This window comes from Alsobacter sp. R-9, assembly GCF_054612375.1.
Genome location: NZ_JBTSWJ010000031.1, coordinates 1 through 13,967, shown reverse-complemented (window position 1 = coordinate 13,967; position 13,967 = coordinate 1). Strand labels below are relative to the sequence as shown.

The following is a 13,967-nucleotide window of genomic DNA, read 5'->3' as shown; positions in this document are numbered from 1 at the left end:
GGGCTATCGTCGCGGCCGTGGCGTTTCCCTGAATAGAGCTTGCACCAGGTCGGCGGGTGGATCGCGGCGCAAGCCGCGCCGGCCCGGAGGCGAACGCGCTCCCCAATAGCGCCGTAGAGAGCCGGAGGGCCGTTCGTAACAAAGTCCCGGCGCTATGCGCCGGGTCCGCTTCTTGTCACGTCAGGCAGCGTCATACAGCCCCCGGAACTCTGCATCGGCATAATAGGCGAGCTTGCCGGCGACGATCGGCCGTTGCCCGGCGAGGAACAGCAATTCGACATGCTGCGGCAGGTTGCGGACCTCATCGGGGGTCAGCAGCGGGCGGGCCGTGTGTTGCTCGCCGTAGGAGATGCCGGATTTATCGGAATCGAGCGCCCGGCTCATGGTCTGGAACACAACGGTTTCCTGCCCGAGCAGATCGGAGACAAGCCGGGCGCTGTCGTGATCGTTGACGCCGAACACCTGTAGGACGCCGGCATTTGACAGGAAGGTGCCGGCGCGTTGCCCGTAGGTGGCGCGGAGCTGGTGAACGTCTTGCAGGATCGGCCAGAGCTGGACGCCGTAGCCGGCCATGAGGCCCATTGCGCGCTCGACGGGGGCCAGATGGCCGAGGGCGGCGAACTCATCGAGCAGATAGAGGACCGGCACGGCCGGCTTGGCGGGATCGCGGGCCATGTCGGTGAGGCTTTGCGCGACGAGCAGGCGCAGCCAGCGGGAATAGGTGGCGAGCCGATCGGGCGGCAGGACGAGGAACACCGAGACGTTGCGGCGCTTGAGATCGGCAAAGCCGAAATCGGATCGGTCGAGGACGGCGACCATGCGCGGGCTGTCGAGGAAATGGGTATGGCGCTGCGCGGCCGAGAGGACGCCGGCCGCCTCGCGGTCGGATTTGCCGAGGTGGCGGTTTGCAGCGCGGGCGATCAGGCCGGAGGCGGCCGTTGATGCCTGCATGTCCTTCAGGAGCGCCGCGAAGGCTTCAGGGGCGAGGGTGAGATATTCGCGCAGGGTGGCGAGGTTCCGCCTGTCGCGCGGCGCGCTGGCGGCAATATGGAGGATCAGGCCGGCAATGAGCGCCTTGGCTTCCTCGTTCCAATGCGCTTCGCCGGCCATGCCCGGTTCATCGAACACGAGGGCGTCGGCCAAGGTGCTTGCATCTTCCGCGACATCGAGGCCGGCCGGGTCGAGCTGGTCGAGGGGATTGAAGGCGGCCGAGGGCTGGCCGGTGACGCCGAAGGGGTCGAGGACATGGACCGGGCCGAATTGCTGGCGGGCGCGGCCGGCGATCTTGGCATTTTCGCCCTTGGGGTCGATGCAGATCACGGAGCGGTCGGCGGTGAGCAGGTTGGGGATGATGGTTCCCACCCCTTTGCCGGTGCGCGTCGGTGCCATCGTCAGCAGATGGGCCGGGCCGTCATAGCGCAGGAGCTTTCCGGTCTTGCCGTCGCGGCCGATCAGCAGGCCGGAATCGGCGCGGGCGAGGGCGGCGGTTTCCTTGTCGGTGGCGAAGCGGGCCGAGCCGTGGGTTTCGCCGTCCATATCCCCGAAATGGATAATCAGCGGATTGGTGAGGAAGCGGAAGGCGAGCGCCAGCAGCACCAGCAGCGTGACGAGATCGAGCAGGAGAACCGGAACCGAGCCGACGCGAAAGCCGATTTGTTCGAGAGCGAAGCGGCCGCCGAAGCCGACGACGAACAGGACGATAACAAGGAGGAACAGAAGCCCGAGAAGCGGTTTCCAGATGCGGAAAGGTGCGGCGAGCAGAGCGACGAACGCCCATAGCGGATCACGCGCGGCCTGCCGCACCATGTTCTTGAACGCACCCCATGCAAGTCTCGCCTGACTCATGCGGCCGTCCCCCCGGCGCTGCCTGTCGTCTCCCCGGCCGGCGCGTTGTCGATCAGGTCGGCAAACAGTTCCTTGTCACCGGGGCGCGTCAGGAAGTCGGGCAGCTCACGCTTGAGCCATTCGCCCAAGCGCCGGGAAAATTCTTCATCCTTGCCGTGTTCGAGGCGATGCAGGACGAGCGCGCCGAGCAGCACCTTGCGGCGCGTGTCGTTGGCGCGTTCCTGCTTCGACAGACGGGCCTTGAGCGTGGCGCGCTGCGCATCCAGTTCGGCCAAGCGTTGTTCGATCGTTTTGCGCGCCATTCCTCAAATCTCCTTTTCCGGTTGTTCGCCTAGACTATCATTCCCGACCGTCTTTTCCAGCGTTTGCCTGTTGCGCTTGAGTTTTCAGCGGTTTTGCAGCACAATTCCGGCCTCAGTTCATTGCATCGACCTTGCCGCGAGCGCCACACCGATCAGCGAAAGAGCGTAGCGATTGAGTTGAGAAGGGCGCACTTACGAGTTACTGCGTAACTCAGCGCGCCGCCAGCTTGGAGGCTGGCGGGAAAGGCGGAAACGGGATCGAGGCAACGGGTTGGCAATCTACCATTTCAGCATGAAGCCAGTTTCGCGGGCGGGTGGCCGTAGCGCCGTCGCCTCAATGGCTTATCGTGCCGGGGAGAAGCTGACCAACGAGCGCGACGGGATCACGCACGACTACACGGCCAAGCAGGGTGTTGAACATGCCGAGATCGTCTTGCCGGAAGGCGTGAACGCCGATTGGGCGCGGGATCGGTCGGACTTGTGGAACGCCGCCGAATTTGCCGAGAAGCGGAAGGACGCTCGCGTTGCGCGGGAGTTCGAGATTGCCTTGCCGCATGAGCTTTCGGCCGAGCAGCGGCTAGAGGCGGCGCGGGAGATGGCGCAGGAGCTGGCCGACCGCTACGGCGCGGCCGTGGACTTCGCCATTCATGCGCCGCACGAGGCGAGCGACGTTCGCAATCACCATGCCCATTTGCTTATGACCACGCGGCAGGTGACGGAGGGCGGGTTAGGCGACAAGACCTATCTTGAGCGCGAAAACAAATGGCTGTTGGCGCACGACCTGCCGACGACCGATATGCAGCTCCGCGACCTTCGCCAGAGGTGGGAGGGGATCGCCAACGAGCGCCTTGCGATGGCCGGGCTAGATATTCGCATTGACCATCGTTCGCACATGGAGCGCGGGCTAGAGATCGCGCCGACCGAGCATATGGGCGTCCATGCCACGCAGATGGAGCGGCGCGGCCTCGACGTGTCGCGGTCGCGGCTGGACGAGGAAGCGGCCCGGCGCAATGCCGAGCTGATCCGAGAGAAGCCCGAGCAGGTTCTAACCCTCATCACCGGCGAAAAGAGCGTGTTCGACCGGCACGACGTTGCGCGGGCGCTGCATCGCTACATCAACGACGACCCGCAGGAGTTCCAGAGCGCCTTTGCGAAGGTGATGGCCTCGCCGGCGCTGGTCGAGTTGCAGCCCGAGCGCGCGGACCCGGCAACGGGCGAGATCGAGCTTGCGCGGTATTCGACGCGGGAAATGGTCGAGATCGAATCCGGCATGATCGAGAGCGCGCAGCGGATGCACGGCGCGCATGGTCATGGCGTCGATCGCCGGCATGTCGAGCGGGCGATAGATCGGCAGGACGCCGCCATTCAGCGCAGCGCCGGCGATGCTTCCGCCCGGCTGTCGGACGAGCAGCGCCGGGCGATCGAGCATATCACCGGGCCGGAGAGGATCGCGGCCGTTGTCGGTTATGCCGGCGCTGGCAAGTCCACCATGCTCGCGGCCGCGCGCGAGGCGTGGGAGGCCGAGGGCTATCAGGTCCACGGCGCGGCGCTGTCGGGCAAGGCGGCCGAGGGCTTGGAGGAATCTTCCGGCATCCAGAGCCGCACCCTCGCGTCATGGTCCCGCGGTTGGGAGAACGACCGCGGCACACTCGGCCGCGGCGACGTGTTCGTGATCGACGAGGCGGGCATGGTCGGGAGCCGCCAGCTCGCCCGCTTCGTTGGCGAGGCCGAGGCGCGCGGGGCGAAGATCGTCCTTGTAGGCGACCATGAGCAGTTGCAGGCGATCGGGGCGGGCGCACCGTTTAGGGCGATCACGGAGGAAATCGGCCATGCCGAGCTGTCCGAGATTCGCCGGCAGCGCGTGGACTGGCAGCGGGAGGCGTCGGTTGACTTCGCCACGCACCGGACGGCCGAGGGGCTGGCGGCCTATCGGGATCGCGGCAATATCAGCTTTGCCGAAACCGGCGAGGACGCGCGGGGCCAGATCGTGCGCGACTACCTTGCCGATCGCGACGAGCGCCCGGACGGCACCCGCGTAGCGATGGCGCATCGCCGGGCCGATGTTCGCGCCATCAACGACGCGATCCGGGCCGAGCTACAGGACCGGGGCGAGCTGGCGCAGGGCGAGGACGCCGGCGCGCTGACCTTCCAGACCAATGACGGCAAGCGGGAGTTCGCGCCCGGCGACCGCATCGTGTTCTTGGAGAACAACCGCGACCTTGGCGTGAAAAACGGGATGCTAGGCACGGTCGATCATGTCGAGCCGGGCCGCATCATTGCCACGCTCGACGGCCGGGGCGGCGATAGTGTTTCCGTGCCGATGGGCGATTATCAGGCGATCGACCACGGCTATGCGACGACGATTCACAAAAATCAGGGGGCGACGGTGGACCGCGCCTATGTGATGGCGTCGGGGACGATGGACCGGCATCTAACCTATGTCGCCATGACCCGGCATCGTGACGGGGTGCAGCTCTACGCGGCACAGGACGAGTTCACCAATGCCGGCCGGCTGGTCGAGCATGGGGCCGCGCCCTATGAGCATGACCCGCAGAAGTCCGACAGCTATTTCGTGACGCTGGAAAACGACAAGGGCGAGCAGCGCACCCTATGGGGCGTCGATCTTGAGCGCGCCATGAAGGAGGCCGCGCCCGAGATCGGGGAGAAGATCGGCCTACAGCATGAGGGTTCCACCCCCGTCACCTTGCCGGATGGGACGCAGACGCACCGCAACACATGGAAGGTTCAGGACGCCGGCGAGCTGGCCTATAGCCAGCTAGAGCGCCGCCTGTCGCGGTCGGGCGTGAAGGAAACGACGCTCGACTATACCCGCGACTTTGCCGAGCGGCGCGGGATCGCGGAGCAAATGGGCGTCCGCAGCGAGATCGAGATTCCGGCCGAGCGCACCGGGCTACGTGCGGAACGGGAGTCGACGGCCGGGGATCATGCCCTTGATCGGAGATCCTCGCAAAAAGTTCGCGCGGATCTCGCGCAGGATCTTCGTGCAGATCCGCGCGAGGATCTCGCCGGCGATCGACAGCAGCGCCAACGGCCGTTCGAGGGCCTGAAACTCGGCCGCCGCGCCGCGCCCGAGAGCCGCGAGCCAGACCGCGCCGGCGCGGACGGCCCGCAGATCGACCAGAAACGGCCGCAGCAGGCCGAGAAGCAGCGGCGCGGTATGTTCGCCGGCCTCAAGCTCAATGCGCGTCCTGCCCCCTCACAGGAGCGCACAGAGCGGCCGGAAAGGGAAGGGAGCTTGCGGCAGGCGCCTGCGCCCGACCGGCTGGCCGAGCGGGCGCGGGGGCAGTCGCCGCTTGAGGCCGCCGTTGACCGCTATTCGCGGGCCTATCAGTCGATCGACCAGCACCGGCGCGAGGGCTTGCCGGTCCTCGACATGCAGCGGCAGGAAATAGGCGATGCCGGCCGGCAGCTCGACCAGGTGCAGGGCGGCATGAAAGATTTGCTGCGCTCGACGTTGCAAAACGACCCGGCGACGGTGCGCGCCATGACCGAGCTTTCCGGCCGGGAGCGTGTCGCGCAGGTTATCGACGGGATGAAGCGCGAAAACGCGGCGCTGCAAGACCCGAATATCAGGGCCGAGCGGTTCGTTGAACGCTGGCAGGAGCTACAGGGCCAGCGCCGGGAGCTTCGCGGCTGGCAGCACGACGATGCCCGCGCCAAGGTCGAAAGCCAGATGAACGGCATGACCAAGAGCCTTGAGCGTGACCCGCAGGTAGATTCCATCCTGCGCAATCGCCGTCAGGAACTCGGAATCGGGCAGCAGCAGCGCCGGGGGCAGAGCATCGCCCACGAGCTGCAAGAGGAAATGTCACGCAGCCGGCAACTTAGCCGGGGCATCGGTTTGGGAAGGTAGGCACGGAGAATATGGCGGAGCTGGACGACGACAGGGAAGGAATCGAGCCGGAAGCACTGGACGAGGACGCCGGCGACCCGGCCGCCGCGTTCGACGCGCTCCGGCGCACGATCGAGACGCAGGGCGCGCAGATCGGCGCGGAAATGACCGTGATGCGGCGCGGGCTGGAAGCGGCTTTCGACCAGCTCGAAAAGATCGAGCCGGCGCAGGACTACAAGCCCCAGCTCGCCCAGCTCGTGCAGGCGCTCGACAATGTTGCGGAGCGGCTGCACGGCGTAGAGCAATCGCCTATTCTCCGGCAGGGTGCGACACACTATGCGGCGCTCCTCGAGCGCAGCGGCGAGGCCCTGATACGCACCGCCGCGCAGCAGCTCGAGCGGCAGGCGTCCGACCTCGAGCGCGCCGGCCGGAACCTCGCCGCTCATACGAAAAGCGCCTACGACCGGAAAAGTCAGGATTTCCGCATATGGATGGCCGGCCTTGTCGGGCTGTTCGTCGGCATATTCCTGATTTTGCTGTTGCCGCGTTTCCTGCCCTTCTCGGCCGACACCCATGTTGCGGCGACCGTCATAGGTCAGGACCGATGGAACGCCGGCGTCACCATGATGCGGGTGGCCGATCCCCGAAGCTGGCGCGGCGTGGCCGATTCCTCGCAGCTCGTGCGCGACAATGCCGAGGCGATCGGGCAATGCGCCGAGGCCGCGCGCACGGCCGGTTCAGATCAGCAATGCACCATCACCGTGAAAGCGCCGGCAGCACCGGCGCAGTAGGGTTGTGGGGGGACACCAGTTATTTCGGGAGGTTTTCTTCCGCCTCAACAGGTCCGGCGGCCATCGCGACGAGGCGCGCCGCGATACGCTTGCGCAGTTGCTCGGGGAGCGGGCGCGACGACAGCGCCTCGTGAATCCACAGCCCATCGGCGGCAAGGCGCGAAATGAACCTGTCCAACTCGGCAGCGTCGTTTCCAATCGGCGCAGGAGGTGCCCAGCGGTCGATGACCTGTTGCCACAGATCGCCAAGCTGCCGATTGTCGAAGCTTTCCAGCATGAGCAGCAGTTCGACCCGCCGGGCAGCTCTTGCGCAGGTGTTGATGTAGGCGGCGTGTCGTTCGGCGTCTGTCGCCCTGTCCGAGGTGTTGCCGGCGCTCGCTTCCAGCTCCTGTTCCCATGAGCGAGTCAGATGCTCATGGGTGGCGAGGATCAGGGCTTCGCGCGACGGGAAATGATACAGAAGGCCGGCGCGTGTCATGCCGGTTTCGAGCGCTACGGCGTCGAGGGTGACGGCGGTGAGGCCGTCACGCTCGATGATGCTCACAATGGCTTCAAGCACTTCGAGGCGCTTGCTGGCTCTCGCCATGTCGGCTTCCTTAGTGTTGTGTGGGATAGGCTGACGATTGCGAGCCGGGACCGTAGCGCCGCAACAGGATGCCGGTGATCAGGGCACCCACGGCCAGAACACCCGCCGCCACGTACATGACGACCGTATAGGCGTGGTCGAATGCGATTCCTGCCGCTTGACGCACGACAACACCATCGGCCCCCGCCTCGTTGGCAAAGACCAGCGCCGACGCCATGCTGTCGCGGGCCGCTTCCGAGGTTCCGGCGGGGAACACGACGTTGACCGTATAGAGGTAGGCCAAAAGACTTCCGAGAATTGTGACAGCGAACAGACTGCCAAACTCGTAGGACACTTCCTCGACCGACGACGCCATGCCGGCGCGATGCACAGGCACATTGCCCACAATAGCCGTTGATGCCACCGACATTGTTGCACCTACGCCGGCACCGGTCAGCGCCAGACCGGCGATCAGCCAGCCAAGGCCATGAGTGATGCCCCATGTCGCAAGCAGGACCGCCAGCGATCCCGCCGCAAGCCCGCCAGCTATAAGGATACGTAGGCCAATACGATGCAGGAATGCACCACCGAGCAGCGCAGTCGGCAATGATCCGAGCGCCGCCGCCGAAACCAGCATCCCGGCTTCCAGCGGCGTGAAGCCCGCAACGAGCTGGAAGCGTTGCGTCGTAGCAAGCTCAACACCGCCGATGGCGAACAGGGAGAACGCGGCCGCTAGAACGCCCGATGTGAACGCGGCATTGCGGAAGATCGAGAAGTCGAGCAGCGGGAACGGCAGGCGCAGTTGCCGGCGGACGAACAGCGCTCCGGCGAGGATGGCAACCAGCAGCGAAATAGCGGGGACGGCCCACGACTGCCCGGCATGGGCAGATTCCTTGATCGCGATCACAAAAGCCGACAGCGCCACCAATGCCTGAAACGACGACACCACGTCCCAAGGCTTGGTCGCATCGCCGGCCACCTTCGGCGCAACGATCAGCGCCGAAATGAAGGCAGCGACCACTACCGGCACATTGATGAGGAACACCGACCCCCACCAGAAATGGCCGAGCAGAAAACCGCCGATGATCGGTCCGAGCGCAGCGCCGACGACCGACAACGACCCCCAGATCGCAATGGCGATGTTGCGTTCCCGGTCATCCTCGAAGGTGACGCGGATGAGGGCGAGTGTCGCGGGCATCATCGCCGCCGCGCCGACCGCCAGAAAGGCCCGCGCCCCGATCAGGATTTCCGCTGTAGGCGAATAGGCCGCCACAATCGACGCGACACCGAACAGCACGAGGCCGATGAGGAACATGCGCCGGTGACCGATCCTGTCACCCAGCGTCCCGGTGCCGAGCAGCAGGCCGGCCATGACGAGGGGGTATGCGTTGATGATCCACAACCCTTGCGTTGCCGTCGCGCCAAGCTCGCGCGTCAGGGTAGGCAGGGCCGTGTAGAGGACCGAATTGTCCAGAACGATAAGCAGGAGACCGGCGGCGACGGTCACCAGAAGAACCCAGCGGTTCGAGTGGGCGGCAGGCATGATAGCACCATTCAGTGAGAGTAGCCAAACTTTACAGACAAGTTAGTAAAGTATCAAGCGCCTGCCCGTGAGGAACTTCAGACAATGGCCGACAGCGGGGCTTCGCATTCCGGGGCGCGATCAATTTGTCGCGAAATTCCTGATTTTTGCGACAAAATCGCCGGCGCTGATTTTGCAGGGAAAAATCTGTCGCAAAAATCAGGTGCGAAAGTCAAACTTGTGCGACTGACTTTCGCGACACGTCGCGGCCCGGATTCCGCGCCGCTGCGGACGTGGTGCAGGTTTCAGGATTTGCGCGACATAAGGGGCGCGAAGGAATTTAATTCTGGATCACCAGATCAAAAGACCTTGGCGGGCAGACGCGCTCGAAATAGTAGCTTTCAACATCGTCCCAAACAGCGTGCCACGCGGCTAAAAAGCCCTCCGCGCCCTGTTCGCGCGCAGCAGTCCGTTCATGCCGCACTTTGGTCGGCACATCCACGATCACGGCGAGGTCGATCAAATCCCGAAGGAACGGAGATGCGGAATAAGCTCCTTCGAGCAGAATCGTGGGCGCTGGCGCGACTTCGGTAAATTCGTTCTTGAGGCTGTAAGTGCCATCCGGGCCTAGTCCCTGCATGAAGTCGAAAGCTCGCCACTGTGCAGGTTCCCCCTTGCGTAGAGGCTCTATTGCCTCGCGAACGCGGTCCCATTCAAAAACGCGATTCAACCGCTCCGCCACGGTTTTGTGAGGCCACTCGGATTCGGGAACCTGCGTTTGATAGAAATCATCGAGCGTAACCAAGGCTATGTCGGTCAGCTTCGCCAACCTTGCCGCAATCGTTGACTTACCGGAGCCGCTTCCCCCGTCAAGCGCCACGACAACAGGACGTGCGAGTTCGGCGCGGAGGGCTTCTATTCTCTCAAGTATGTGGAGTTCAGGCGACTTCATTGTTCAACCAATTTCGATGATGCTGCGTTGTCGCAAAAATTCCAAAACCCGCGACAGCTTTCTTGTCGCATAATAGGGATTTCCGCGACGGTTTGCACGAGGTAGATTCCGGGCATGTCGCCCACGAGGAAGCCCCTGCCCTTGCTTATCGGATATGCCCGCGTCTCGACCGACGGCCAGACTCTCGACCAGCAGCGCGCGGCGCTGAAAGCGGCCGGCTGCAAGCGCGTGTTCGAGGAAAAGGCATCCGGCGCGCAGCGCGGCCGCCGCGAGCTGGCGAAGATGCTGGACCATTTGCAGCCCGGGAACGTGGTGACGGTGACGCGGCTTGATCGCCTCGCCCGATCGACGCGCGATCTTCTCGACATTGCTGAGCGGATCGGCCACGCCGAGGCCGGCTTGCGTTCGCTGGCCGAGCCGTGGGCCGACACGACGACGCCGGCCGGGCGCATGGTGCTGACTTTCTTCGCCGGCGTTGCCGAGTTCGAGCGCAGCTTGATCCATGAGCGCACGAGCGCCGGCCGCGCGGCGGCGAAGGCGAAGGGCGTTCGGTTCGGCCGCCCCCCTGCCCTGTCGGCCGAGCAGATCGCACACGCCCGCCAGCTCATCAGCGAGGACAAGAAGCCGGCCGAGGTTGCCCGGCTCTTGGGTGTGCATCGCTCTACCCTCTACCGGGCCATAGAACGCATTGACGTGGATACGCATTGACGCAACTACGTTTAGTCGCCCGGCCCTAGAAGTAGTGCCTTTCTCGCCCCCTTACGCAAAGGGTTGCAGAATCGGGCGATTTCGTCTCTTCATGTAGACATGGCGAGTCGCACCCGAGAACAAGTTAAGCTGGAAAGTGTCCGAAACCTGCGCGCCCGTTGGCGCGCGGAGGGCCGGATTCTTGTGCAGGCCGATCTGCCCGGCGAGCTGGTCGCGGCGATTGACCGCCTGAAGGACGACGCGGGCTTGCGAGGGCGCGCGCCGATCATCGAGGAAGCGTTGAGGTTCTATATCGAAGCGAAGCAAGGGACATAACGGCAAAACGCCCGACCGTTGGCGCGGTCGAGCGTTTTATAGGCCGTCAGACACACCGTAGAGCCGGGGCCATCAAAGTCTCCCCTTATCTACGCTAGAGCACTCCAATTCGCAAGATTGATTCTTGCGGAAACGGGGAAAGCTGTGCCTGCCGTCCGCGCTGTCATGTCCTTCAAAAGGAAGGACGAGGGCATATGTTGAGGACGCACTACGCGGCCGCGATCGGCTGCGCGCGCGGGAACGCGCTTGATGAAATCATGCGGGAGGTTTGGACTCGATACGGCGCGGGCCAGCTCACCGACGACGAGGCCGGCGAGCTTACGACGCTCGCCCATGAGCGCCGGGCCGCCCTGCGGGGATCGGGACAGACCGCGCTAGGGTTGATCTTTCCGCCCCCTGCCCCACGCTGCCCGACACCAGTTCGCCGGCATAGCCATATCCGGGGACGATCGGAGGGCCGCATATGGCGGCCGACGACGCGCAAGGACGTGCAGGCGATCTTGAAGGCGGCCGAAATCTACAACGAGGCCGGCTTGCACGAGAAGGGCGAGCGCAGCGGGCCGCTAGGATCGGTGGCGCTGGACGTGCTGCGGCTGTTCGTCAATCTCATCGACTTCCGCACCGGCCGGCTTGAGCCGTCAATCACCACGATCATGGATCGGCTAGGCCGGTCGCGCGATACGATCGTGCGGGCGCTGAAGAATCTGCGGGCGCATGGCTTCATTGACTGGCTGCGGCGCTATGAGCCGACCGGGAACGAAGGGCGCGGCCCACAGGTGCAGCAGGCCAGCAACGCCTATCGCCTGTCCCTGCCGGAGAAGGCCCGGCAGTTCCTTGGACGGTTCGGCAAGGCTCCACCCCCGCCCGCCGATCATGGACAGGATCAGCGGGCTTGGAGCGAGGCAATCGACGCCTACAAGACCACCCTGCCCCTCGATGAGCGAACGCAGATCGACGCCGGCGATAGCCCGCTAGGACAGGCCCTTGTGCGCATGGCGAAAAACTTCATGAAACGTGAGTCCGATAACCAGACTGAATCCCCATCTGATCTTTATCTAAGAGGCAAAACATAAGCGGTCGCCGCTGTTCGGGCTGCTTACGCAGCCCTGCGGCGGTTCCGGCCCGCGTATAGGCGGGCCGGGAAACGGCACCCCCACTACCTAATCCGCACCGCTCGCGCCTGCGACCAGCGTCCTATGGCTTTCGAGAGGGAGTGAAGGGCAAGGTCGGCGCTTAATTATTTACGTTAATACGTATTGACGTGTAAACGTATTACCTTGATAGAAGGCGATGGCGGCGGCCGGGAAAACGTGCTAGAGTGTACACAATTCAACACACGGAGGCGATTCCATGACCGCCAGCACCACCATGACGATTCGGGTTAGGCCCGATGTGAAAGAAAAGCTCGACCGGATCGCGAACGACACGCAGCGAAGCAAATCCTTCCTCGCCGGCGAGGCCGTCGCCGCCTATGTCGATCGCGAGCTTGAAATCATCGACGGTATCAAGCGCGGCATGGCTGATGCAGCGGCCGGCCGAGTGATCCCCCATGCGCAGGCCGTCGCGGAAATGCGTGAGGTTATCGAGGAAGCGAAGCGCCGGAAAGCCGCGCGCGGATGAGGCCGGTTGTCTGGTCGATTGAGGCGCAGCGGGATAACCTCGAAATCCTGCGCTATATCGCAGAGGACAACCCATTCGCCGCCGAACGGGTCGTGGATGCGATCGAGGACGCCGGGAACAAGCTCGGCGAATTTGCGACCGGCCGGCCGGGGCGGGTGAGCGGAACCTATGAAAAGTCCCTCGCCCGTCATCCCTACATCATCGCCTATGAGCTGCGGGACGTGGGGGGCCGGGAAAGCGTCGTGATCGTGCGCGTCATCCACACGTCGCGCGACTGGCCGGCCGAGGAATGGCCGCACTAGCTTAAAGACGTAGTAACGTCCTTAGCTATATGCTTCAATACGTATTCACGCAAAGAAGGATTGACGCATGAACGTCATTGCGTTTTTGAGCCAGAAGGGCGGGAGCGGAAAAACCACGCTTTCGGTTCATACCGCCGTGGCGGCCGAGGCGACCGGCGAACGGGTTTGCGTCATCGACGCGGACCCACAGGAGAGCGCGACCGCATGGGCGAGCGCGCGGGAAGCCGGAACGCCGATCGTCGCCACGGCGCAGGCCGGGGAGCTGGACGCCGCGCTTAGGGCGGCCGAGGGCGAGGGCATGACCTTGGCCGTAGTGGACGCCCCGCCCCATGCCGCCCCGGCGGCCGGCCAGATCGCCCGAAGGTCGGAGCTGGTCTTGATTCCGGTCAGACCGTCCGCGTTTGACCTCGCTGCGGTCCCGGCCGCCGTCGAGATCGTGGCGGCCGCGAAAGTGCGCGGCGCGTTCGTCCTGTCTGCCTGCCCGTTCCGTGCGCCCGAGATCGGGGAGACGCGCGCGGCGCTGGAAGCCTACGGACTGCCGATCGTTCCCGGCGAGATTACCGACCGGCGCGCGTTCGCCCGCGCCGTCACGACTGGCAGCGCCGTGACGGAGTTCGAGGCCGAAGGGAAAGCAGCGGAGGAAATCCGGGCTTTGTGGGCGTGGATTAAAGGCACGTTAGAACGTAAATAGCTAAATACGTAAGCGCGTATTGAAGGAGCGAAACCTATGGCAAAGAAAGCAACCGGCCTCGCGGCCTTCACCCGCCCGAAGGCCGGCGCGGAGGCCACCAGCCTTGCAGCGATCGAGGACGATCGCCCGGCCGTGGAAATCCCGACGCCGAGGCGAAAGAGGGGAGGGGGCGAGACTGTCGCGCTTACGGTCAAGGTCCGGCGATCGGACTGGCAGCGCCTTCGCCAGCTCGCGGATGCAGAGGGAACGACAATTCAGGCGATGGCCGAGGCCGGGCTTTCGGCGGTTCTGGCACAGCACGGATTGCCGCCGATCGAGCCTTATGCACGTTGATACGTAAATAGCTAAATACGCTAATGCTTGCGCGCGTGGCCCGCCCCCGGCCGTCCCTACGGCCCTAGATGATGAGAGCGGGCCGGCCGGGGGGCTATCGTCGCGGCCGTGGCGTTTCCCTGAATAGAGCTTGCACCAGGTCGGCGGGTGGATCGCGGCGCAAGCCGC

General features: G+C 64.6%; 14 protein-coding genes. 9 read left to right on the top strand and 5 right to left on the bottom strand.

The window, feature by feature from the left end:
- Positions 1-180 precede the first annotated feature (180 nt).
- Both ACX9GQ_RS24825 and ACX9GQ_RS24820 read right to left on the bottom strand, forming a co-directional pair.
- Positions 181-1,845, bottom strand: a complete 1,665-nt coding sequence (locus ACX9GQ_RS24825; RefSeq protein WP_023512661.1) for a type IV secretory system conjugative DNA transfer family protein — start codon at positions 1,843-1,845, stop codon at positions 181-183.
- Positions 1,842-2,147 carry a hypothetical protein gene (locus ACX9GQ_RS24820; RefSeq protein ID WP_020821017.1) on the bottom strand — a complete coding sequence of 102 codons (306 nt, stop codon included), beginning with the start codon at positions 2,145-2,147 and terminating at the stop codon, positions 1,842-1,844. Before ACX9GQ_RS24820 ends, ACX9GQ_RS24825 begins: the two co-directional genes overlap by 4 nt.
- Positions 2,148-2,418: 271 nt before the next feature.
- On the opposite strand from ACX9GQ_RS24820, the gene traA reads away from it, so the two are divergent.
- Both traA and ACX9GQ_RS24810 read left to right on the top strand, forming a co-directional pair.
- Positions 2,419-6,021 carry a Ti-type conjugative transfer relaxase TraA gene (gene traA, locus ACX9GQ_RS24815; RefSeq protein ID WP_024269998.1) on the top strand — a complete coding sequence of 1,201 codons (3,603 nt, stop codon included), beginning with the start codon at positions 2,419-2,421 and terminating at the stop codon, positions 6,019-6,021.
- A gap of 11 nt (positions 6,022-6,032) precedes the next feature.
- Complete coding sequence (locus ACX9GQ_RS24810; protein WP_006473465.1) at positions 6,033-6,791, top strand: DUF6118 family protein; 759 nt, start codon at positions 6,033-6,035, stop codon at positions 6,789-6,791.
- Positions 6,792-6,810: 19 nt separating this feature from the next.
- On the opposite strand, the gene ACX9GQ_RS24805 is transcribed toward ACX9GQ_RS24810, so the two are convergent.
- From ACX9GQ_RS24805 to ACX9GQ_RS24795, 3 genes are all read right to left on the bottom strand, one after another.
- Positions 6,811-7,377: a TetR/AcrR family transcriptional regulator gene (locus tag ACX9GQ_RS24805; protein ID WP_136600489.1), complete on the bottom strand. Its 567-nt coding sequence runs from the start codon at positions 7,375-7,377 to the stop codon at positions 6,811-6,813.
- Between the two features lie 10 nt (positions 7,378-7,387).
- The gene (locus ACX9GQ_RS24800; RefSeq protein WP_003830786.1) at positions 7,388-8,899 is read right to left on the bottom strand and encodes an MFS transporter; all 1,512 of its coding nucleotides are present in this window, start codon (positions 8,897-8,899) and stop codon (positions 7,388-7,390) included.
- Between the two features lie 319 nt (positions 8,900-9,218).
- Entirely contained in the window at positions 9,219-9,830 is a 612-nt protein-coding gene (locus ACX9GQ_RS24795; RefSeq protein ID WP_020820347.1) for a uridine kinase family protein, read from the bottom strand.
- A gap of 141 nt (positions 9,831-9,971) precedes the next feature.
- On the opposite strand from ACX9GQ_RS24795, the gene ACX9GQ_RS24790 reads away from it, so the two are divergent.
- The 7 genes from ACX9GQ_RS24790 to ACX9GQ_RS24760 all read left to right on the top strand — a co-directional run bounded on the left by ACX9GQ_RS24790 (position 9,972) and on the right by ACX9GQ_RS24760 (position 13,799).
- Entirely contained in the window at positions 9,972-10,538 is a 567-nt protein-coding gene (locus ACX9GQ_RS24790) for a recombinase family protein (protein ID WP_006473455.1), read from the top strand.
- 99 nt (positions 10,539-10,637) lie between these two features.
- A complete protein-coding gene (locus ACX9GQ_RS24785) occupies positions 10,638-10,853 on the top strand; it encodes a ribbon-helix-helix protein, CopG family (RefSeq protein ID WP_020817828.1) in 216 nt (71 codons plus the stop codon).
- Positions 10,854-11,047: 194 nt separating this feature from the next.
- Positions 11,048-11,926 (top strand): helix-turn-helix domain-containing protein, encoded by an 879-nt coding sequence (locus tag ACX9GQ_RS24780; RefSeq protein WP_020817827.1) that lies wholly within the window; start codon positions 11,048-11,050, stop codon positions 11,924-11,926.
- A gap of 277 nt (positions 11,927-12,203) precedes the next feature.
- Positions 12,204-12,473: a CopG family ribbon-helix-helix protein gene (locus ACX9GQ_RS24775; protein ID WP_006473479.1), complete on the top strand. Its 270-nt coding sequence runs from the start codon at positions 12,204-12,206 to the stop codon at positions 12,471-12,473.
- Entirely contained in the window at positions 12,470-12,775 is a 306-nt protein-coding gene (locus tag ACX9GQ_RS24770) for a type II toxin-antitoxin system RelE/ParE family toxin (protein ID WP_006473480.1), read from the top strand. The genes ACX9GQ_RS24775 and ACX9GQ_RS24770 overlap by 4 nt, the downstream gene beginning before the upstream one ends.
- A 67-nt stretch (positions 12,776-12,842) precedes the next feature.
- Positions 12,843-13,466 (top strand): ParA family partition ATPase, encoded by a 624-nt coding sequence (gene parA, locus ACX9GQ_RS24765; protein WP_021316632.1) that lies wholly within the window; start codon positions 12,843-12,845, stop codon positions 13,464-13,466.
- 36 nt (positions 13,467-13,502) lie between these two features.
- Entirely contained in the window at positions 13,503-13,799 is a 297-nt protein-coding gene (locus tag ACX9GQ_RS24760; RefSeq protein ID WP_006473490.1) for a hypothetical protein, read from the top strand.
- Positions 13,800-13,967 lie beyond the last annotated feature (168 nt).